This window comes from Pseudoalteromonas shioyasakiensis, assembly GCF_019134595.1.
GTDB classification, from domain to species: domain Bacteria; phylum Pseudomonadota; class Gammaproteobacteria; order Enterobacterales; family Alteromonadaceae; genus Pseudoalteromonas; species Pseudoalteromonas shioyasakiensis_A.
In genome coordinates, this window is the sequence record NZ_CP077770.1 from 2,663,882 (window position 1) to 2,685,805 (window position 21,924).

The following is a 21,924-nucleotide window of genomic DNA, read 5'->3' on the forward strand; positions in this document are numbered from 1 at the left end:
GCTATTAGGTAATTACAATGCCCCGGAGTGCTTCACATTTAAATAGGTGTTAAGCACATGCGGTAGTAGCTGCTCAGGGTTACAATCTATAGCTATTACCCCTTGTTTTTTCAGCTTCGCCATATTGGCTTTATGTGAATTTAAAAGCGCTAATGCTGCACAATAGCTGGTTGCATCTTCGTACTTTTCAATAGGCTCATCGAGCACCTCATTTACCGCCCGATTATTAATATTAATAAGTGCCACTAAGTGGTGTTTTTGTAATAGCTTAATTGCAGGCATTAACTCATCAATGCTTTGCTCATCAAGGGTGGTGACTAATAACACTAAAGAGCGCTTACTGCGCTTGGCGATTAATTGGTTTACAGCCACTAAATAGTCACTGCTGCTCTTATCTGGGTATAGATCATAAAAGTGATTCATCACCCGTGATACATTCTGCGCGCCTTTTACATCGGGTAACCAGCGCAGGTTTTGGTTAAAGCTTTGCATGCTAAACCAATCACCTTGCTTTAAAACTGTGTGCGACAGTAGTAGCAATGCATTTAAAGCATGATCAAAGTGGCTGCCTTCATTGGCTTCTATGGCCATTTTTTTAGAAGCGTCTAGCATCACTATGACATGTTGATTTTGCTCTTCTTGATACTCACGAGAAATAAGTTTTCGACGCTTACTGGTCGCCTGCCAGTCTATCTGCCTAACACTATCACCTTGGCGATATTCACGTAACTGCTGAAACTCGATACCATCACCGCGCTTTTTAGTGAGCTTTAAGCCTGAAATAGGCTTATTCACTACGCCATTTAAATGCTGCTTTGAAGTAACCCGGCTAAAATCGGGATACACTTTTAATTGAATTGCTTGCGCAGCTAACCAGTTTGTTTGCCAAAGGCCAAATGGCGACCCGACCCTAAGCTCAATGGCACTTATTTGCGCATCACCTCGTTTGTGAGCACGTAAGCTAATGCTCTGCTTTGCTTGTTGCATTGCATCTATAAACACCGTTTGCTGTGGCTTTTGTAGCTCAATTGCATTACTTAAATGAACACTGACATCTAGCATGGTCGCATGCTTCGCTTTATTTTTAATCACTACCTGCAATGCTTGGCGGCGATACAAAGCCATGTTGAGACTCGTTTGTGCACTTACTTCAATTAAAGGCTCTGACTTCGCTGCCATATAATCTACAAATGCAGCCAATAAAGGCACTAAGAGCAAGGCCGTTAGCACTAAGCTATCAACTGATGCAATGGCACAGACAAGCAACAATAACAGCAGCAAAGCTGTTAATTGTATTAAGCGTTTTGCAGGTCTATGCTTGATGCGTTTCATGAGCGTGGCGCTTCAACACTGGCTAAAATGGCATTGATCACTTCATCGAATGACACCCCTTCCAGCTCCAAATCAGCCGATAAAATTAATCGGTGTCTTAAAATATTCACTGACACTGACTTCACATCATCTGGGGTTACAAAGTCACGGCCATTCATTAATGCCATTACTTTTGCCGCTTTAATGATATTAATTGACGCACGTAACCCTGCGCCGTGCAGTACACCTTGCCAAGTTCGTGAACTACGCACTATATCAACTGCATAATTAAGTATTTGTTCGTCTACTAAGATATCTGCACAAAGCTGTTTAATTTCTGCAATACGCTTAGCATCCAAGACTGCTGGCAGCTGCTCTACTTTGGTTTCATTAGAGACAATTTGTGTATTCAGTTTTAAAAGCTCAACTTCCGATTCATGAGAAGGAAAACCAAGCTCCACTTTCATCATAAAGCGATCTAATTCAGCCTCAGGCAGTGGGTACGTCCCTTCTTGATCTAATGGGTTTTGAGTGGCTAATACCATAAACGGTGAATCAATAGATAATGACTCGCCATCAATGGTGATTTGTTGCTCTTGCATCACCTCAAGAAGAGCTGATTGCGTTTTAGCTGGTGCACGGTTGATTTCATCAGCCAGCAAAATATTAGTAAATGCTGGGCCTTTTTTGATATTAAATTCACCTGATTTCATATCATACAAACTATGGCCAACAACATCTGAAGGCATTAAATCCGGTGTAAACTGCACTCGCGAAAAGTCTACATTTAAGCTTTTTGCTAAAGCTCTAACCAGTAGCGTTTTACCAAGCCCAGGAACCCCTTCAAGTAACACATGGCCGCCCGCAAAGAGTACCGTAAGCACATTTTCAACAATGGCATCTTGACCAACTAACACACGCGAAATGTTATGCTTTACTTGTTTTACTGCATCAGCTGCCTCAACTAAGCTCATGCGATTAGTGTCTAATTCCGTGCTCATAAGGCATTCCTTAATTGTTTAAATCGTTTTATATATTCTGTTCGTTGTTCTTTGGACTCAGGCAACTTGCTAGCAAGCAACTCAGCCACCTGTTGTTTTTCAAAATGAGTTAAATTAGCGATGATCTGCGCCTGCTTTTCAGCGCTAAGCATCTTAAAGTTAGGCACTCGCGACTCTACTTTGGCGTAAAAATCTTTCTTGAGTGCAGTAAATAACACGGCTTCGTGACCATGCTCAGAATAAAAGTTTGCTACTGCTCGAATATGCTGGTTAAAGCTGGTTTTTATATCGAAGTCAGGAGCATAAGAGCGGCCGATGCGACTACTGATATGCCACACCGCAAGCACAATTAATAACAGCAACGTCACCACAAATTGCCAGCTCCAGTGCCATAATTTGGCAAACCAATTTGGGTAAGTCAGGTAAGGTACATAGGTTACTTTTTCAGCCCCTTTACTTAACCAAAGTAATAAACTGCCATGATCCAGATGGCGAAGTCGGTAATTGGTAAAAGGTAACAGCGATGGCATCACAATGACCCTACCTTGACCAAATGCAAAGTCACACATCAAGGTGTCGCCATTATCATTATTGGTACTCACACCGGGGCAGTTTTCAATAAAAAAGGCACGGCTTAGCTCAAGGTCAAGCTGAGTGTTTTCATCAATTGATAAATTACTATTTTTATTCCCTTCTTTGAGCATCGCAAAATCATATTCAAACACATCTTCTTGGCTTTCTACATTGAGGCCAAGCTGACTAAAAAATACTGTGCTATCAATCGCCAGCTCATCACGTTGCCTGTTTAATACATAAATTAAACGTCCGCCATCAGCGACCCAATCAGCAAGTTGTACATCTAACTGGTAAGAGTCAGCAAGCACCGCCTCATCCAAAATTAAGATACTTTGTGGGTCTATGTTTAACTCATCACTTTGTGCTTGCTCTGCCAAGCGTTTGTTTTTATTCCAATCGATACCATTGGCTTTAAGTAGCCGCTTAGCCATCGTAAAGTTATCTTTTGCCACATCACTATGAAAGCCAATTTCGATTTCTTTTTTCTGCCAATCTAAAGAAGCAATACCAGCAATAACAAATAAGCTAAACACCACTAGCACTGCTATGAGCACAAATTTAAGCTTCATGGGCTTGCTCCTTAGTCTCTGCGGTCATTGCCGTAATTTGCTCAGTCAGCTCGATAAAGTCGATATCAGGGGTTTTATGGCCCCACGCAACCGTGACCCACGCAGAAAATAAGCGGGCAAAAATTGCTTGCCCTTGATTTGGCACCCTAGCATCAATTGCACGTTTACATTCGCGCTCAGTCATCGAGCGGTGCAAGCGCACTTCATGCTGTTGCTGCGCCCAACTCAGCGCATGATGAAGCAAATACGCCAGTGCCAAGCGGTGCTCACCTTGCTCAAAACATTGCTTTGCTGCAGCAATTAAATCTGCTGGTAAATCCTTCTTTTTAATTTCTGCAAATAAGGTTGGGATAACTGGCTGTTCATTCACTTTACTGCGCTCAGGCAAGCTTAAGTTGGCAAAAAAGCCACGCTTTTGCATCAGATAATAAACTAGCCAAATAACTAATAAACCGACCAATACCCAAACTAACACGCCAAACACTTCACCAATGGCAGTAAACACATCGATAAGCCAAGACCAGTCACCCTCTGATGAACTCGCTTTCGCTTCGACATTTGGCACCCAAGTAGTCTCAGTTTCGATGACATTGGGCTCATTATAAAGAGCCGTAACTTGCTCTTTTACCGCTTGCTTATCGATTTGCTCTGCATAGCTTGTTGATGGTTGCAGCGTAAACGTTGTCAGCATAAGTAGTGCTACAGCACTGACTACGCCTGCAAGACGGGTGCGAATATTTTTAAATGCCAGCTCGATATCCCAGCCTTCTAGTTCAACTCGGCGGTGTAAATATGCAAGAAATCCACCTGTGACAAATAACGGCGCCACTAATGAAATACTGAAGATATAAATAAAGTTAAACGCTATCTCAACCCAGATTGGCGCTTCGAATATTTGGTACATGGCTTCTTGTGCAGAGAATGAATGGGGCACAAGTGCAATTGTCAGCGCAGATATACCCATTAATAAGATAAACTCAAAATGTACACAGAACAGCATCCACAATGTCTGCTTAGGCTTAGTTGAAGCAAACAACACCTGCTTACGCTTAGTTTTGCGCTCACCTGATAGTCGTTCAAGTTGCTCTACAGGGGCTAAAAATGCTCTGTTTGGGCTGAGCCTAAAAACGGTTAAATGCGCTAACATATCAGCGATTTTTAACTGCTTGAGTGACTTTAAGCTACTCATTATGTTGACTGGCTGATTGAAAACCGCTTTTGACATGTAATCGAGTAAAGGTCGCTCAAATACAGGTTTAAGCCACCAAACAACAAAGCCACCTATGCCCCAGCTTAATAAAAAGCCGACAATCAAAAATACGGGTACTGCCATCATCAAATACAAAGAAACCAATGCCACAGCATGCTGCTTAACTAGCAACACTGTTAAATCAAAGGTTTCGTAAGCACTGCGCTTGCGAGGATTGAAGCTAAGGCGATTAAGCTCCATAGCGCATTCCTCTGTATAAGCGAAAAATGACATAAGCCCAACAACCGCTGCCAACTAAATATTTAACTTCGTTAGCAATATCACGGGGTGACCAAAATGCTTCGATAAAAGCGGCAATGACTAACATCAAAAATGCTCCAACAATCAGTGGAAGCGCTTTTTGTGCAGCCTGTTTCATTGCATGTGCACGGGTATACTGCCCAGGATTTAACAAGCCGTAACCTATTTGACACCCGGCCGCTGAGGCAATGATGATAGCGGTTAACTCAAACGAGCCATGGGTTATTACAAACGAAAAAAACGGCCCTTCAAATCCAACATTCACAATGTGAGCTGCAACAGCACCAAAATAAAAACTATTGAACAATAGGAAAAAAGCAGCGCCAACACAGAACAATACGCCACCTGCAAACATCTGAAATGCGATACCAATGTTATTGTAGATATAGACCCCGAACATCATCAGATCTTGCGATGCGCCGCGCTCAGCCGATTGAACGCTACCACTAGGGTTATACATTTGTTCGATATTAAGTACTGTGCCTTGCCCTAAAAATGTATACGCAGCATCAGGGTCGATTGTCACCCAAATAAAAGCAATTAAGGCCAATCCCCAAAATGCCAATAAGTTAATACCAAGCATTAAACGATTTTCATACAGTGCACGCGGAAATGCCGTGCGGGCCACATGCCATATTTCAGAAAATTGATTGCTTCGAGATAAATAAAGACGCTTCTGCCCTAACTGTACCAACCTGTTTATTTGCTCAATCAACACCGGGCTGTATTGACGACTTTGGGCAATGGCTAAATCATTACAGACTTTGCGATACAAGTTAGGGAAATTAACAGGTAAAGACTCCGCACTATTTTTCTCGCAAAGCGCTTCAAACTCATCCCAACTGACGCTATTTGATTTTACAAATTGAGTTTGCTTCATTGCTTACCCTCCTGCTGCGGGTAATCGTTATCGTGTTGAACTTGACCTGCAAAGTGGCGTGCATAGCTAACGAGCTGCGCCTCAATCTCATGCTCTTCAGCAGAAAACGGTGCTGCTAAAATAGCTGCCAACTCACGGCGCCTTGCATCAGATAATTCATCATGACGCTCTGCAAAAGCAAGCACCGCTAATTGCTCTTCGGTCGTTAAGCTAATGGTAGGAATATGCACTTCACCTTGAGATAATTCAGGGCGCGTAGCTAACTCATCGTCGTAAATAACCATGGTGCCTGCAGCCCAATCACCAATGCGTTTAAAACGGTTGTTAAACAACATAACCACAAGGCCTAAGAAATAGCCTATAGGTAGCATATCGGCTGGGCGTAGTAGGTTACGCACTACAATTTGCGAAAAGCTTGCTGGTAAGCCATTGTCTTGCACAACACGGATTTTAAGGCGTTTTTTACCCGGCGTTTGGCCACTTTCCATTTCAAACAGGATGTTATAACCCCATGAAATTAAAAAGTAAGCAATTAATATAAGTCCCTGCCCAGCATCGCCAAAAAATGCCAATACCGTACCTACAGCAAGTAAAACCAAACTACGGATAATAAAATCGATAATGTAGGCATAGCTTCGGGCAACAACGCCAGCGGGAGTAATGGCGATATCAACGCCTTCGGGGAGTTTGATGTATTCTCTGTTTTCCAATCCGTGGTTCAACATTAATCTACTACTGGTATTTATTATTGTTTTCGTAAGCCAATAATAATGCGCGTTTTTCGTTCCTTTTTCAATGAATTTTGTTATGAGCGCGTTACAAATAAAACAAAAAAACCGGCTATAAGCCGGCTTTCAAAGGGGTTACAGAATTATTTTTCTGCGCGACCCATAAATTTATGCTCAACGGTATTAATACGAATACGGTCGCCTGTTGAAATATGCTCAGGAACTTGAATCGTTAAACCCGTTGTTAAACGTGCAGGCTTTGAACGTGCACTTGCTGAAGCGCCCTTGATTGAAGGGTCTGTTTCTTCAACTACAAGCTCAACACTCGATGGTAAATCTAAGCCAACTGGCGAGCCATCAATCACAATAACGTGAAGACCTTGAGTTTCTTCATTAACGAACAAAATCTCTTCGCTGATTGCTTCTTTATTTAGGTTATATGGCGTGTAGTCTTCGTTATCCATGAAAACATACTCTTCACCGTCAATGTAAGAGAACATAGCTTCACGACGAATGAGATCAGCAAGCTTTAGCATGTCGCTGTCTTTAAATGTTTCATCAACTTTACCACCTGTTACCACATCGTATAAACGCATGCGGTATAAACTGCCACCAGCACGACCTTGTGGTACAGAACGTTGAATATCTTTAACTACTAAAACACGGCCGTTATGCTCGATAGCGGCGCCTTTTTTAACTTCACTTGCCTTAGGCATGGGTGTATTCCTATCGTTTTTTGATGACAGAAATTTACCACGTAATGGCTTTTGTTCAATAAAAATTTACAGTTTTGACTCGCAGCCGTTATTTATTCGACTTTTCAGCAAATTATGATAATAGTTGTCTCAAAACTACGAAAAAGCTGCTATGTTTATAACTACGAAAAATGACTTCAAGGATTGGATCATGAATCAACACACAGTACACGAATATTTAATGAAAAAGCCATTGGTGATGATCACCCAACCATTTGGCCAAGATGTCGACGTTTATAAGGTAAATCATAAAATGTTTGCCACCCTTGCCGAGGGCAAAGAAGGCCAAACAGACGATGAGGGAAACCTTGTATGGTGGCTAAATCTGAAATGCGATCCAGATGAAGCCCAAACATTGCGTGATATTTTCCCGTCGGTGATCCCGGGTTATCACATGAACAAACGTTTATGGAATACGGTTATTTTAGACGGCACCGTACCACAAGGAGAGATTGAACGAATGATTGATAATTCGTTTGATTTAGTGGTTGCGAATATGCCAGAAAAAGACAGAAAAGCAATTGAGCTTCATCTGTAAAATTGCGCACTGATCACGCTCTGTGATCAGTGCAACTTAAATGAAAATGATGATCGGTATACAAAACACCGCCAATAGCATACGCATCTAGCTGCTTATCGACTAACTGAAAACCACATTTCTCAAGTACTTTTTCTGAACCGATATTACCCTCGGTGACAACCGCTTTAAATTCACGTACGGCATGTTCTGATTTGGCGTAATCAAGCACTGCTTGCAAAGACTCTGTGGCATAGCCACGACCATAAAAATTAGGCAGCAACAAATAACCGACTTCTTGACTATCTGGCACTGTTGATGAAGTAAACCCAGTTACCCCCACCTCTTTACCCGTACTGGTTTCAACAATAACTAAACACAGTGGTGAATTCGAATTTGGCCGCCAAGGCTTTAAGCGTTCATTAAACTTAGCTCTCAGCTGCGCCTCTGAGGGCTTATCGAAGCATTTCGCTATTACTTGGGCATCATTATGCAAAGTATAAAACAATGGCCAGTCATCGGCATTTAACAGCCGTAGTGCTAATCGCGCAGTGGTGAGAGTCATGGTGATTAATCGCTTAGTAAATAAATCTAGTTATAACAAACTGATTTCGAGAGTTAAATACCACTTATGGCCAATATAGAAGAAAAGCCCCGCTCAATGAGCAGGGCTTTTAAAATTAACTAATTTAAAAAATTAGCTTTTAGTCGTTTCTGTATCAGCGTCTTCTGATGCTTGCTCGTCTTCGACCACTTCTTTGGTTACTTCAACCGGATCGACAGGCGCAGCTTGCGCTACTTCAGGCTCTTCGCTTTCTGCTTGGTAAAAACGACCACCTTTTTCAGCCATTGCTTTTAACGTATCGCAAGGTGTGAAAATTGGGTTGTAGTTAGCAAAAGTCGCCATTTCTGAGCTCACTTGTGCTGCACCCAGTTTATCCATATAGCTAAATGGGCCGCCTAAGAATGGTGGGAAACCAATACCAAAAATAGCACCAATATCACCATCACGCGGGCTTGCAATAATGCCATCATCTAAACAGCGCACCGCTTCGTTAAGCATTTGCGCAACACAGCGTTTAGCAATTTCGCTCTTGTTTAAACGAGGTGATGGCGTAACACCAAGTAGCTCGTAAACTGACTCATCCACTTTTTTATCTTTCTTGTCGTAAAGATAAAAACCACGGCCAGTCTTACGACCTAAACGCTTAGAATCGATTAAGCGATTAAAGGCGTCAGGTGCTTTAAAACGCTCGCCCAATTCTTTTTCAAGGATTGGCGCAATTTTAGAACCGATATCAATCCCTACTTCATCAAGTAACGCTAAAGGCCCTACCGGGAAACCAAACTCAACCAATGCTTGGTCAATCTTTTCAATTGGCTCACCTGCAAGCAGTAAATTAGCCGCTTCATTGACATAAGGCGCTAAGATACGGTTTACATAGAAACCAGCCATGTCTTTAACCACAATCGGTGTTTTACCTTGCTTACGGGCAAAGTTAACAACGCGTGCGATGGTTTCTTCAGACGTACCTTCATGTGGAATGATCTCAACAAGTGGCATCTTCTCAACAGGTGAGAAGTAATGCAGACCAATTACATTTTCTGGACGTGCTGCATCTGCAGCAATTTGTGCAATCGGTAATGAAGAGGTATTACTTGCAAAAATCGTGTTGTCTTGGCACTCACTTTCTACATCAGCCACCATACCTTGCTTTAAAGCAAGATCTTCAAACACTGCTTCAATGACAATATCAATGTGTTTAAAGCCGCTGTAATCGGTGGTACCGGTAATGCGATTCATGGTTTGTTGTAGATCAGCTTTAGATAAAATACGACGCTTTTGCTTTTTATCTAAAATCTTATAGCTGTAGTTCATTGCATTGCTGATGCCCTTTTCAGCCACATCTTTAATGCGCACTGGAACGCCCGCTTTTACAGCACTAACATGGGCAATACCCGCGCCCATTAGGCCGCCGCCTAATACTGCCGCTTTCGCGATTGCTGGTGCATCATCATTACGCCACTCTTTTTTCATTTCAGTGGTTGCAAAGAAAATACCGCGTAATGCTTTTGACTCATCACTCATTACCAGCGTGGCAAAGCCTTCAGCTTCAGTTTTGTATGCTTTTAACTGATCAAGTTCAACACTTGCACGAACGGCTTTAATAATAGCTAAAGGCGCTGGGTAGTGACCGCCTGTTTTCTTCAGCACGTTTTCTTGTGCTTTTTTGAAAATAATATTGCGACCAAATGGGTTTGACTCAAGTAATTGACTTAAACGGTCTAGCTTAGGTTTAGTAGCCTTCGCCTTACCTTTCAGAGCAAACTCTTTAGCAACGTCAAGTAATACACTGTGTGGTACACAGTCATTTACTAAGCCTGTTTTCTTCGCTTGCTTAGCACGCACTTGCTTACCTGTAAGCATCCACTCAAGTGCTTTTTGCAGGCCAACTAATTTAGGTAAACGTTGAGTGCCGCCGCCACCAGGTAATAAGCCTAACTGTACTTCTGGCAAACCAAGCTTGGTGATATCGCTGTCTGAACACACGCGATAATCACAAGCTAAAGCAAACTCTAAACCGCCACCCAATGCAGCACCATGAATAGCACTTACTGTTGGGAAAGGCAGCTTTTTCATATCGAAAAATGCTTGCTGACACATTTCGCTTAACGCTAATGCATCTTCACGGCTATTGGCGCTATCAAGCATTTTAATATCAGCACCGGCGATAAAGTTATCGCTTTTACCACTGATAAATACCATGCCTTTTACTGCTTGCGCTTGTGCGTCTTTGAGTAAGGTTTTTAAATCTTCTGCGAAACTGCTGCGCAGGGTGTTCATTTTCTCACCCGGCACATCAATGGTTACAACGGCTACGCCGTCATCAGCCACTGATAAACTAAATACTGAATCTGTCATTACGCACTCTCCAATACAAAGGCTGCGCCTAAGCCACCCGCTGCACACGCAGTCGTAAGCGCTAAGCCGCCACCGCGACGATTAAGTTCATGTAAGCTTTGCGTGATCAGGCGTGCACCTGTTGCCGCAAATGGGTGACCGTATGCAAGTGAGCCACCTAATACATTGAACTTGTCCATGTTAATTTCGCCGATCGCTTTGCTGCGACCTAGCTTTTCTTGTGCAAATTTATCTGACGCAAACATTTTCATATTTGCCAGTGTTTGCGCTGCAAATGCTTCATGCATTTCGATTAAATCTAAATCAGCTAATGTGATACCGGCTCTATCTAGGGCAATTGGCGTTGAGTGCGCCGGCCCCATTAGCATATCTTCATGCACACCAATTGCTGAGAAAGCAAAGCTGCGTACATAACCTAGAATGTCGTAACCCAATGCTTTTGCTTTACTCTCACTCATCATTAATACCGCAGCGGCACCATCAGTTAATGGCGTTGCGTTAGCCGCGGTAACTGAGCCGTGCTGACGGTCAAATACTGGTTTTAATTTCGCGTAGCCTTCAACTGTTGAGTTATGACGAATGTTATTGTCTTGCTCAATAAAGCTCTTATAAGGTGCAACATGGGCAGTCATTACTTCATCTTTAAGTTTACCATCAGCCCACGCCTGACTTGCAAGGGTGTGCGAACGATGCGCTAAGGCATCTTGATCTTCACGGCTGATGCTATGCGTTTTCGCCATTTGCTCTGCTGTTTGACCCATAGATAAACCAGTAGAGTACTCAGCGACCGCTGGCGGTACAGGAAGTAAATCTTTTAAACGTAGTTTAGAGAAAATCTTTAATCGCTGACCAAGCGTACGTGCTTTGTTTAAATCAACAAGGCTACCCGCTAATTTTTTACTAACACCAATTGGTAATACAGACGATGAGTCAGCACCACCTGCGATACCTACTTGCACTGAACCTGCCATAATTGACTCGGCTACGTTAGCAATGGCTTGAAAACTTGTCGCACACGCACGCGAAACAGAATAAGCATCAACAGAAACAGGCATACCCGTACCTAATACGATTTCACGGGCAATGTTTGGCGCTTCTGGCATTTGCACTACTTGTCCAAATACAAGTTGGTCAATTTCAGATTTATCAAAGTTAAGTCGTTCAAGCATTTCGTTGACAACTAACTTACCCATATCAAGGGCTGGTACATGATGGAATGCTGTGGCTTGCTTTGCGAATGGCGTTCGCAGGCCGCTAACGATAGCGATACGATCGCCTTTTGCTGTTTTAAGTATATTTTGCTCAGACATTTATGCTCTCCCGCTGACAGGTCTGACCTGTTTGTTTTTCCTGATTCTAAAACAACCCGTGTACGAATGCCAATAGTAAGTTTTCAACCATAGGCTTTTTTCGGCCTATTTACAAAAAAACACCGTATTTATATGGTAGGCTAAAAATCCTTAAAAAATAACGAACTATTTGAGGATTTTGTGTCTAACACTTGTGTTATAACTTTTGAATCCTTATAACTTGTTAATAGCGCCCCACAACGGTACCGCGCAAAGAGTTTATCGGTACTGAATATAACGCATTGGTGCATAACAAAAACAATTTTTGACTCACGCTTTTAGGACAGTCTTTTTATTATGGCAGTTAACGCATTTTCACAATTAAAATCATACCTAGACACGCAAATTATCGGCCAACCACAATTAACTCAAGCACTGTTAATCGCAATTTTGGCAGATGGTCACTTATTAGTTGAAGGCCCTCCGGGTCTTGCGAAAACGCGTGCAGTCAACGCCTTAGCGAAAGGCGTTGAAGGCAGCTTCCAACGTGTGCAATTTACCCCAGACTTATTACCTGCAGATGTAACTGGTACCGATATTTATCGCCAGCAAACCAGTGAGTTCGTATTTGAAAAGGGCCCGTTATTTCATAACCTAATTTTGGCTGATGAAATTAACCGTGCTCCTGCTAAAGTGCAATCAGCCCTACTAGAAGCCATGGCTGAACGCCAAGTAACGGTAGGTAAAAACACCTATCCACTGTCTGATCTCTTTATGGTTATGGCAACCCAAAACCCGCTAGAGCAAGAAGGCACTTACCCACTACCAGAAGCTCAGCTTGACCGCTTCTTATTGCATTTGAGCATTGATTACCCGGGTGCTGAACACGAATTAGATATCCTACGCTTAACCCGTGGCGAGGCCATCTCTGATAAGCAAGCAACGACACAACAAATTAGTCAAAGTGAGCTATTTGCTGCCCGTAAAGCCATATTAGGTTTATATTTAGCTGAACCGCTTGAGAAATACCTAGTACAGTTAATTGTTGCCACTCGTGAAGCTGCAGAGCTTGATGAGCAACTTGGTCGCTGGATTGAGTATGGCGCAAGCCCACGTGCAACCATTGCCCTTGATAAGTGTGCCCGCGCGCATGCTTGGCTAGAAGGTCGTGACTTTGTTGCCCCAGATGATATTCAAGCAGTGCTGCATAATGTATTGCGTCACCGTATTATCTTAAGCTATGAAGCACAGGCCGATGGCATCAGTAAAGACGATGTGATCAGCCGTATTTTAGAATTGGTGGCAGTGCCATAAGCTATGTCGAGCCAATTTGATACAGCGGCGTGGTTAGCAGCGAGTCATAGTCAAGGCGTTAATTTATCACTCAAAGAGTTGATGTATTACAAAGCCAAAGCTCGTTTGCTCGAACTTGCGCCCAAAGTAAAAATCAAAAACAGCTTGGCTGGGCAATACCTTGCGCCTCACAAGGGGCGTGGTATGGAGTTTGCCGAGGTGCGCCATTACCAAGCCGGTGATGACATACGTTCTATCGACTGGCGTGTTACTGCACGTACTGGCGAAACCCACACTAAGCTGTTTCAAGAAGAAAAAGAACGCCCTGTTTTCGTATTTACCGACTTTTCTAACTCGATGCTGTTTGGCTCAAAGTTATTATTAAAGTCAGTGCAAGCAGCGCACATTAGCGCACTGGTTGCTTGGTCGGCGTGTCAACGAGGTGATCGCATCGGTGGCTTGGTGTTTAATCAGCAAGGTCATCACGAATTAAAACCGACCTCTCGAGAAAAAGCAGTGTTAAAGCTTTGTCACAACTTATGTGATATTCACAGCCAAGCTCTGACTAATATCGATAAAACAGCCACCAGCTTATTTAGCGAAAACCTTAAACGTCTTAATCATTTAGCAAAACCAGGGAGCTTGGTTTATATCGTCTCTGATTTTAGTGCCCTTGATGAAGCCAGCTTCAAACAACTTGAAATGCTGAGCAGGCACTGTGAATTGATTGGCTGCCATATTAGTGATCCATTTGAGCATCAATTACCAGCTTTCAAACAAACGGTGACTGTGTCGGCAAATGGCCAAGAACTTGCTTTACCACTAATGGATAAGCAATTTCGCGAGCGCTTTGCTAAGTCTGCCGAAGAGTCGTTTTCTAACAGATTAAAACGCTTACAAAAATCTGGGCTTAGTTTAATTTCATTCAGTGCAGCCACCCCTCTTGAGCTGCAATTAGTGAGAAAGTAACAATGCAAAAAAATCCGCTAGATGGCTTACATGATGTCATTGCACCGACCGAGGTTGCATGGTGGCCACTTGCTCCAATTTGGTGGCTGATTATCGCCTTAGTTGGTTCGTTATTAATTATCGGCTTAGTGCTTTTATATAAAAACCAGCAATTTAAAAAAGCCAAAAAACAAGCCATTAAGTTAAGTAAAACCCTTGGCGATGATGACGCGCAAGAGCTACACATTATTTTAAAACGCTTAACTCGTCATTATTACAGCAGTCAGCTTGCTTCTCAGCCTTTGGCAAAGTGGTCTGAAAGTTTATCGAAACTGAGTGGCGATAACTTTAGTTACGACGAATTGATGCCGCTTTATCAACAACAAAGTAATAATGCTGAGCTAGGGGCTAAATTACGCAGTGCTATTAGCAACTTTAAACTCAAGGAGCCAATTAATGTTTGAGTTTAGTTGGCCATGGTGTTTTGTGCTTTTACCTCTGCCTTGGTTATTAAGCCGCTTTATGCCGTTAAAGCAGCAAGGGCAGTTACGTTTACGTATCCCGGGCTTTGCTAAACTGGGTTTAAATAATCAAGCAGTGCAGCAACATAGCAGAAAAGTCTCATTGCTCGAGTGGCTAGTATGGGTTTTATTGGTTGTCGCTATTGCAAACCCAACTTGGCTTGATGAACCTATCACGCTGCCTAATGAAGGCCGCGATATTATGCTGGCGGTGGATTTATCTGGCTCGATGACAGAGCAAGATATGGCCTACCAGAATCAATATGTTGATAGACTCACCATGGTAAAAGCTGTACTCAGTGACTTTATTGAACAGCGTCAAGGCGACCGACTTGGTCTTATCTTATTTGGTGATACCGCATTTTTACAAACGCCTCTTACTCGTGATGTTAAAACCGTAAGCCAAATGCTCAGCGAAGCGCAAATTGGTCTAGTAGGTAGAGCAACAGCCATTGGTGATGCATTAGGTTTATCTGTAAAGCGTTTTGCTAATAAAGATGAAAGTAACCGTATCGTTGTACTATTAACTGATGGCCAAAACACTGCGGGTAACCTTGATCCAGAAGATGCCCTACTGTTAGCCCGCGAAGAAGGCATTAAGGTATATACCATAGGTGTTGGCTCTGATAACCCTCGTGGATTTAGCCTGTTTAATATGGGTGGTATGAGTGGCGGTAACTTAGATGAAAGCTTACTCAAGCGCATTGCCGAGCAAACAGGCGGCTTATACTTTAGAGCAAAAGATGTGGCTGGCTTACAGCAAATTTATCAAGAGCTCGATAAGCTTGAGCCTATTAGTAGCGATGAACAAACGTTCCGCCCACAAATTTCGTTGTTTTATATTCCACTGCTTGTGGCGCTAGGCTTAATAAGCTTAGCAATGCTCGTCAATTTTATTCGCCAATTTAAGCAGGAGAGCTAGTATGGATTTTGAATTTATTCGCCCTGCCCTACTTTGGTTATTAATTCCCGCGCTGATTATTTTTAGTGTGCTGTTGGTGCGCAACAAAAAAAGCGCCCCAGCTGATTTAATTGCCCCTCATTTGGCACAATTTGTAATGAGCGACAACCATAAAAAACAAAGCCAACCGCTTTGGTTGGTTGCTATGTTTACCCTGTTAGCCATCGTTTTTTCTGCAGGCCCAAGCTTTGAGAAGAAACAAGTCCCGGTGTTTCAAGCAAAGAATGCGCGAGTTATTGTGATGGATATGTCGTACTCCATGTTCAGTACCGACATCGCACCAAGCCGATTAGTGCAGGCTCGATTTAAAGCACTTGATATGATTGAGCTTTTCAAAGAAGGTGATACGGCATTAGTGGCTTATGCAGGCTCTGCATTTACTATTTCACCGCTAACCAATGACGCTAGCACTTTGGCTAACCTTATCCCAAGCCTAAGCCCTGATATCATGCCGAGCAAAGGTTCAAATGTTATTGAAGGCCTAGAAAAAGCCGACGATTTACTTAAACAAGCTGGCTATTTAGATGGTGATATTATTTTAGTCACCGATGGAGTTGATAGTCTAGATCAAGAAGATATTAGTCGCTTTACCGCTCAGTCAAATTATCGTTTAAATGTCTACGGAGTCGGCACTGAGCAAGGTGCGCCGATTAAGCTACCTGAAGGAGGCTTTTTAAAAGACATACAAGGGCAGATTGTTATTCCGACACTTAATGTTAGCCGCTTAAGTTCGCTTGCGCGCAACAGCGGTGGCAAATTTGCACTGTATCAAACCAGTAATCAGGATATTCAAACATTTGCCCCAACAGCCAATGCTGAAGTACTCAAAGATGAGAAGCAAAGCCAAGCGTTATGGCGTGTTGATGCAGGTATTTACGGCCTGATTATTTTATTGCCGCTAGCGCTCTTTTTAATTCGCCGTAGTAGCCTAGTAGTTGGCTTTTTGTTTGTTATGTTGTTACCTCAGCAACAGGTTTACGCCGCTGAATTACCAGAGGTGTTTAAGAACCAAGACCAACGTGCTCTTGATGCCTATCAGCAAAATCAATTTGAACAAGCCGCCCAAGCACAAAACACGCAATTAAAAGGCGCTGCTCTTTATCAGCAAGGTAATTACCAAGCGGCCATGGATGCGTTTAGTGAAGTTAAATCTGCGACGGGTTTGTACAACTACGGTAATGCCCTTGCTAAGGCAGGTGAGCTAGAACAAGCCATAGAAGCGTATAAGCAAGCCCAACAGCTTAAAAATGACTTCACTGAAGCTAAAGAAAACCAAGCCCTCGTTGAACAGTTATTGCAGCAGCAAGAGCAACAACAGCAGCAACAAGAGCAACAGCAAAACAATGATCAACAAAACTCTGATGGCCAGCAAGATAACCAGCAAAAGCAACAGGGTGAAAATTCACAGCAAGGCGAAAAATCTGAGCAGAGTGAACAGCAAGATGGCCAACAACCGTCAGAGCAAAGTGAGCAATCAGATCAAAAAGGTGAGCAAAGCGAGTCTAATAGTGACCAGCAAAACAAACCTGAAATGGAATCACAAGCAGACAAGTCGTCACAATCTGGAGAACAACAGACAGAGCAATCCCCCGAGCAACAAGATGCCCAGCCACAGCCATCACAAAGCGACGAACAAGCTAAACAGCAAGCAGAGCAACAGGCTATGCAGGCACAAGCGGCTGAACTGACAAATGAAGAGAAAGAAAAAGCCCAGCAGCTTAACCAGTTGCTGCGTAAAGTTCCCGATGATCCAGCGATCTTATTAAGAAATAAAATGCAATTAGAAGCACAAAAACGAAACTACCAACGTCGTCCACGAGGAGCCGAAAAATCATGGTAATGCGATTATTATGTTGTTTATTGCTAATCGCGGCAGCGCCGCTTTGGGCTGCCACCCAGTTACAGGCAAGTGTTGACAAAAACCCTGTCCTTGCCGGTGAGTTTTTTGTTTTAACCATCTCAGCAGACGACTCTATTAACAGCGAACAACCAGACACTTCGGTGCTATTAAAAGACTTTGTTGTTGGGCCGACCAGTGTCAGCTCACGCACTAATATTATTAATGGTGAAATCAGTAAGCAAACTAACTGGTCTGTAAAGCTGATGACCCGTAAAGAAGGCACTTATACCATCCCTGCATTTACTGTTGCCGGTGTTAGTTCAAAACCGATTGAGCTAACGGTAGCTAAGCGCAGTCAAACCTCAGAGCAAAATAAAGAAGCCTTCATTAAAACAAGCATCAAGCCAAGTAGCTTATACGTGCAAGAAGCCGGTGTTTATACGGTTAAATTGTATTTAGACAACAACAAAGAATTGCTTGATGGCAACTTAACTACGCCAGAAATGGAAAATGCTGAGCTAACCCCAATTAACAAGCAATCTGAAGACTATGAGTTAATTGATGGCAAACGCTATTTAGTGATCACCCGTGAGTACTTAGTGCAGCCACAAAAAAGTGGTGTAAATACTATTACGGCACCTGTGTTCAATGGCCGTATTCGTCAAAACTATCGCCAAATGGCTGTGTCAGCGATGGGCGAAGATGTTGATGTTGAAATCAAGCCAATTCCAGAAAACTACACAGGTGCATGGTTACCAAGTGAACTGGTTAACCTTGATGAGCAATGGCAACCAAAAGATGACACCGTTGAAGTTGGCACGCCGATCACTCGAACTATCACCTTAACTGCATTGGGGGTTACTAAAGAACAACTTCCTGATATCGATATGCCGCAGGTGCAAGGTTTTAGAAGTTACCCTGATGAAAAAGAGAGTAACCACCTGGTACGTGATGGCCGTGTTATTTCACAGCAAACGGCTTCTTATGCTTTATTACCGCAAACGCCGGGCACTTACACATTGCCTGAAATAAAGCTGCCTTGGTTTAATACTAAAATCAATCGTATTAGCTATGCGACCATACCTGCTCGTACATTAACCGTTGTGCCAAGTACAAACCCACTCACACCGGCAGCCCCTGCTATCGCAGAGCCGCAAACAGCAAGCTCTAATGAGCTGAGTGATATGCCAACTAATGTACAAACCATTACGCAAGTCACGACCCCTATGTGGCTTATTATCGTAGCAGTTGCCGGCTATGGGCTTTGGCTAGTCACCTTGGTGCTTTATATTAAAAAGCGTCCTCAGCACTCGGCAGCTGAGCCACTACCTACCAGTGGTTCACCAGCATCGTTGAATGAGCTTAAGCAGTTTGCAAAGCAAAACAATAGCTCAGGGTTTTATAACGCATTGAACCTTTATGCAAAACAGCAGACAGGTAAAAATGCAGCGGCCATCGAGTGTTTACTAGCATCGCTGAAAAACACACAACTTAATGATGAAATTGCTAAATTACGCACTAAACTTTATAGTTCAGCAGATGAGCACGTTGATTTAAGTTTAATCGTCAGCTTGCTAAGCCAAGCGGCAAAGCAAACGAAATCGACAAGTAATGCTACTGAATTAAAAAATCTTTACGATTAACTATTAACCTAATAGGTTGAATATAAACGGCTAATCTTGAATTAGCCGTTTTTTTAAGAAAAAAATAATAATCTCAGAAAGTTTTTTTCTGATAGGCAGGTCTTAGTTACTATGACAGAAAAACAAAAGCGATATGAAGCGCTGGTTCATGTCTACCACAGTGAGCTTTTTCGCTTTGCGTATTGGTTGTGTCGTGATCAGAACATTGCTGAAGACTTAGTGCAGGAAACCTTCCTGAGGGCTTGGCGTGCCTTGGATTCACTGCAAGATCAACAAGCAGTCAAACCTTGGCTGTTAACTATTTTGCGCCGCGAAAATGCACGCCGCTTTGAACGTAAACAATTTGATTACGCCGATGTTGAAAACGACACCCTTGTAGATGAACAAAGTACAACCCTTGATGCTGAAATGGAACAAACAGTGATTCAACGACAAATAGGAAAGTTATCACAAGAGTATCGAGAGCCGTTGCTACTACAAGTAGTAATGGGTTGCTCTGGCGATGAAATCGCCCAGATCCTCGATTTAAATAAAAATACTGTCATGACACGACTTTTCCGTGCCAGAAACCAGCTTAAAGAGGCTTTAAGCAGTGATGATGATCAACTTAGAGGAGCATCAAATTAATGGATGAACTCGAGTTTCGCCGCCGCATCCTCGCCGAGCCAAGCACTATTGATAAGGAACTTGAAGCGTTTGCCGAGCAGGACAAAGATAAACAGGCGTTTATTGATGATGTGCGCGCTTTAGATGATGAACTAAGTAATGCACTTAACATCCCCGTGCCTGAAAATTTAGCAAAGCGAATTATTGATAATACCTATGCAGCTGAAGACACGCCTTCAGAACAGCCGCTAGACACCATTATTGAGGCTAAGTCGCGCTTTGCCTTTAATCGCTTGTATTTAGCCGCTGCAGCGTCATTCTTAGTGGCAATTAGTGTGTTCTTTGTCACTAACAAACAACATACGTTATACAGCGTGGGTGAGCATGCCTTTGCGCACCTATACCATGAGATAGGCTCGCTGGATAAACATGAAGCGATAGATCTTGCCTATGTGAACGAAAAGTTTGCCACCATTGGCGGACATTTAGATGAGCTACCAGGTAAAGTAACCTATTTAATGTTTTGTGACTTTCAAGGCAAAAAAGGCCTGCACTTGGTGTTTGAGTCTGATTTTGGCCCGATGACAGTATTCATTGTCCCTTCTGACGAACAACCATTTGGCACCGGCTCTGATGATTTCAATGATGAGCGTTTCGCTGGCCACATCAACCGCGGTGAGCGAGCGGATACTATCTTAATAGCGAGTATTGGCGCTCCACTTGATAGCTACAACAGTATGATTAATGACGCCATTCGCTGGCTGCATTAATACCTACTCGTAGTAACACATATTACAGGCATAAAAAAACCGCAGTCACTGCGGTTTTTTTATCGCTATAAAGCAGGTTACTTACAAACGTCTGCTACTGCATTTGCAAAGTAATCAATGTTTGTATCACTGATACCAGCAACGTTTACACGGCTAGAACCAACAATGTAGATTGAGTACTCTTTTTGTAAGCGCTCGATTTGCTCTTTATTAATACCCAGGAATGAGAACATACCATTTTGACGGTCAATAAATGAGAAGTCTTGCTCAATGCCTTTCGCTGCTAAGCTTTCTTTGATTAAAGTACGCAAACCATTAATACGATTACGCATTTCATCAAGCTCGTCATGCCACATTTGCGTCAGCTCAGTGCTACCTAAAATCGTGCTAACAATATCAGCACCATGTGCAGGCGGCATTGAATAGATGCTACGTACAACGCTTAATAATACAGAGTTTGAGATATCAGCAGTCGCTGCATCTTTAGCGATGATTGAACATGCACCGATACGCTCGCGGTATAGACCGAAGTTTTTCGAACATGAAGAACAGATGATTAGCTCTTCTACCGCTGCTGCTAATTTACGAAGACCCGCTGCGTCTTCTTCAAGGCTTGAACCAAAACCTTGATAAGCAATATCAACCAGTGGCGTGAAACCAACTTCAACAGCAAGATCAGCAACTGTGCTCCATTGCTCAGCATTTAAATCCATACCGCTTGGGTTGTGACAACATGCGTGGAATAACACAACATCACCTTTAGGCACTTGCTTAAGGGTATTAATCATGTCATCAAATAAAAGGTCTTTATTTTCGTAATCGTAGTAAGGGTATTCTTTTACTGTTAAGCCCGCCGCTTCAAATAAGCTGATGTGGTTTGCCCACGTTGGCGTAGTTACCCATACCGTCGCATCTTTGTTGCAACGCTTGATGAATTCAGCTGCAACACGTAATGCACCTGTACCACCTGGTGCTTGTGCAGTGCGAACACGGTTAGCTAAAAGTGCTGGATGCTCACCCAGTAATAAGTTCTCCATTTTTTGACAGTAATCTAGGTTACCTGCCAAGCCAATGTACGATTTACTGGTTTCGTTTTCTAAACGAAACGCTTCCGCTTTTTTAACCGCTTTTAATACAGGCGTATTGCCTTGCTCATCCTTATAAACACCTACACCCAAATCGATTTTCTTTGGGTTTGTATCTTGTTTAAAGGCCGCCATTAGGCCAAGAATAGGATCTGTTGGTAATGGTTTTAATTCTGAGAACATTGACTATCTCTTTTT

The 21,924-nt window shown here is 42.8% G+C and carries 20 protein-coding genes; 9 read left to right on the plus strand and 11 right to left on the minus strand.

What is annotated here, in order from left to right; all coding sequences use genetic code 11:
• Window positions 1–12 precede the first annotated feature (12 nt).
• The 7 genes from KQP93_RS12365 to efpL form a co-directional block, all read right to left on the minus strand.
• On the minus strand, window positions 13–1,332 hold the full coding sequence (locus KQP93_RS12365; RefSeq protein ID WP_217874677.1) for a DUF58 domain-containing protein: 1,320 nt from the start codon (window positions 1,330–1,332) through the stop codon (window positions 13–15).
• Complete coding sequence (locus KQP93_RS12370) at window positions 1,329–2,312, minus strand: AAA family ATPase (protein ID WP_217874678.1); 984 nt, start codon at window positions 2,310–2,312, stop codon at window positions 1,329–1,331. Before KQP93_RS12370 ends, KQP93_RS12365 begins: the two co-directional genes overlap by 4 nt.
• Window positions 2,309–3,457: a DUF4350 domain-containing protein gene (locus KQP93_RS12375; RefSeq protein ID WP_217874679.1), complete on the minus strand. Its 1,149-nt coding sequence runs from the start codon at window positions 3,455–3,457 to the stop codon at window positions 2,309–2,311. The genes KQP93_RS12370 and KQP93_RS12375 overlap by 4 nt, the downstream gene beginning before the upstream one ends.
• Window positions 3,447–4,907 (minus strand): hypothetical protein, encoded by a 1,461-nt coding sequence (locus KQP93_RS12380; protein WP_217874680.1) that lies wholly within the window; start codon window positions 4,905–4,907, stop codon window positions 3,447–3,449. Before KQP93_RS12380 ends, KQP93_RS12375 begins: the two co-directional genes overlap by 11 nt.
• Entirely contained in the window at window positions 4,897–5,847 is a 951-nt protein-coding gene (locus tag KQP93_RS12385; protein WP_217874681.1) for a stage II sporulation protein M, read from the minus strand. Before KQP93_RS12385 ends, KQP93_RS12380 begins: the two co-directional genes overlap by 11 nt.
• Complete coding sequence (locus tag KQP93_RS12390) at window positions 5,844–6,572, minus strand: RDD family protein (protein ID WP_217874682.1); 729 nt, start codon at window positions 6,570–6,572, stop codon at window positions 5,844–5,846. The genes KQP93_RS12385 and KQP93_RS12390 overlap by 4 nt, the downstream gene beginning before the upstream one ends.
• A 146-nt stretch (window positions 6,573–6,718) precedes the next feature.
• On the minus strand, window positions 6,719–7,291 hold the full coding sequence (gene efpL, locus KQP93_RS12395) for an elongation factor P-like protein EfpL (protein ID WP_055020721.1): 573 nt from the start codon (window positions 7,289–7,291) through the stop codon (window positions 6,719–6,721).
• A gap of 190 nt (window positions 7,292–7,481) precedes the next feature.
• On the opposite strand from efpL, the gene KQP93_RS12400 reads away from it, so the two are divergent.
• Window positions 7,482–7,868: an MmcQ/YjbR family DNA-binding protein gene (locus KQP93_RS12400; protein WP_217874683.1), complete on the plus strand. Its 387-nt coding sequence runs from the start codon at window positions 7,482–7,484 to the stop codon at window positions 7,866–7,868.
• Between the two features lie 13 nt (window positions 7,869–7,881).
• On the opposite strand, the gene KQP93_RS12405 is transcribed toward KQP93_RS12400, so the two are convergent.
• The 3 genes from KQP93_RS12405 to fadI form a co-directional block, all read right to left on the minus strand.
• Window positions 7,882–8,412, minus strand: coding sequence for a GNAT family N-acetyltransferase (locus tag KQP93_RS12405; RefSeq protein ID WP_217874684.1), 531 nt, complete (start codon window positions 8,410–8,412; stop codon window positions 7,882–7,884).
• A gap of 132 nt (window positions 8,413–8,544) precedes the next feature.
• Complete coding sequence (fadJ, locus tag KQP93_RS12410) at window positions 8,545–10,770, minus strand: fatty acid oxidation complex subunit alpha FadJ (protein ID WP_217874685.1); 2,226 nt, start codon at window positions 10,768–10,770, stop codon at window positions 8,545–8,547.
• On the minus strand, window positions 10,770–12,080 hold the full coding sequence (gene fadI / locus KQP93_RS12415) for an acetyl-CoA C-acyltransferase FadI (RefSeq protein ID WP_054553218.1): 1,311 nt from the start codon (window positions 12,078–12,080) through the stop codon (window positions 10,770–10,772). The genes fadJ and fadI overlap by 1 nt, the downstream gene beginning before the upstream one ends.
• Window positions 12,081–12,416: 336 nt before the next feature.
• Between fadI and KQP93_RS12420 the strand changes: the two genes are divergently transcribed.
• The 8 genes from KQP93_RS12420 to KQP93_RS12455 all read left to right on the plus strand — a co-directional run bounded on the left by KQP93_RS12420 (window position 12,417) and on the right by KQP93_RS12455 (window position 20,641).
• Window positions 12,417–13,373 carry an AAA family ATPase gene (locus KQP93_RS12420; RefSeq protein ID WP_054553219.1) on the plus strand — a complete coding sequence of 319 codons (957 nt, stop codon included), beginning with the start codon at window positions 12,417–12,419 and terminating at the stop codon, window positions 13,371–13,373.
• A 3-nt stretch (window positions 13,374–13,376) separates the two neighbouring features.
• Window positions 13,377–14,321 (plus strand): DUF58 domain-containing protein, encoded by a 945-nt coding sequence (locus KQP93_RS12425; protein ID WP_058586362.1) that lies wholly within the window; start codon window positions 13,377–13,379, stop codon window positions 14,319–14,321.
• 2 nt (window positions 14,322–14,323) lie between these two features.
• The gene (locus tag KQP93_RS12430) at window positions 14,324–14,764 is read left to right on the plus strand and encodes a DUF4381 domain-containing protein (protein ID WP_217874686.1); all 441 of its coding nucleotides are present in this window, start codon (window positions 14,324–14,326) and stop codon (window positions 14,762–14,764) included.
• Entirely contained in the window at window positions 14,757–15,743 is a 987-nt protein-coding gene (locus KQP93_RS12435; protein WP_217874687.1) for a vWA domain-containing protein, read from the plus strand. The genes KQP93_RS12430 and KQP93_RS12435 overlap by 8 nt, the downstream gene beginning before the upstream one ends.
• A gap of 1 nt (window position 15,744) precedes the next feature.
• Window positions 15,745–17,622, plus strand: coding sequence for a vWA domain-containing protein (locus tag KQP93_RS12440; protein ID WP_217874688.1), 1,878 nt, complete (start codon window positions 15,745–15,747; stop codon window positions 17,620–17,622).
• A complete protein-coding gene (locus KQP93_RS12445) occupies window positions 17,616–19,265 on the plus strand; it encodes a BatD family protein (protein ID WP_217874689.1) in 1,650 nt (549 codons plus the stop codon). Before KQP93_RS12440 ends, KQP93_RS12445 begins: the two co-directional genes overlap by 7 nt.
• Window positions 19,266–19,376: 111 nt before the next feature.
• Window positions 19,377–19,892, plus strand: coding sequence for a sigma-70 family RNA polymerase sigma factor (locus KQP93_RS12450; RefSeq protein WP_055020716.1), 516 nt, complete (start codon window positions 19,377–19,379; stop codon window positions 19,890–19,892).
• Complete coding sequence (locus tag KQP93_RS12455; RefSeq protein ID WP_217874690.1) at window positions 19,892–20,641, plus strand: DUF3379 family protein; 750 nt, start codon at window positions 19,892–19,894, stop codon at window positions 20,639–20,641. Before KQP93_RS12450 ends, KQP93_RS12455 begins: the two co-directional genes overlap by 1 nt.
• A 77-nt stretch (window positions 20,642–20,718) precedes the next feature.
• Here KQP93_RS12455 and KQP93_RS12460 read toward each other — a convergent pair whose 3' ends face one another.
• Window positions 20,719–21,909 (minus strand): amino acid aminotransferase, encoded by a 1,191-nt coding sequence (locus KQP93_RS12460; protein ID WP_217874691.1) that lies wholly within the window; start codon window positions 21,907–21,909, stop codon window positions 20,719–20,721.
• Window positions 21,910–21,924 lie beyond the last annotated feature (15 nt).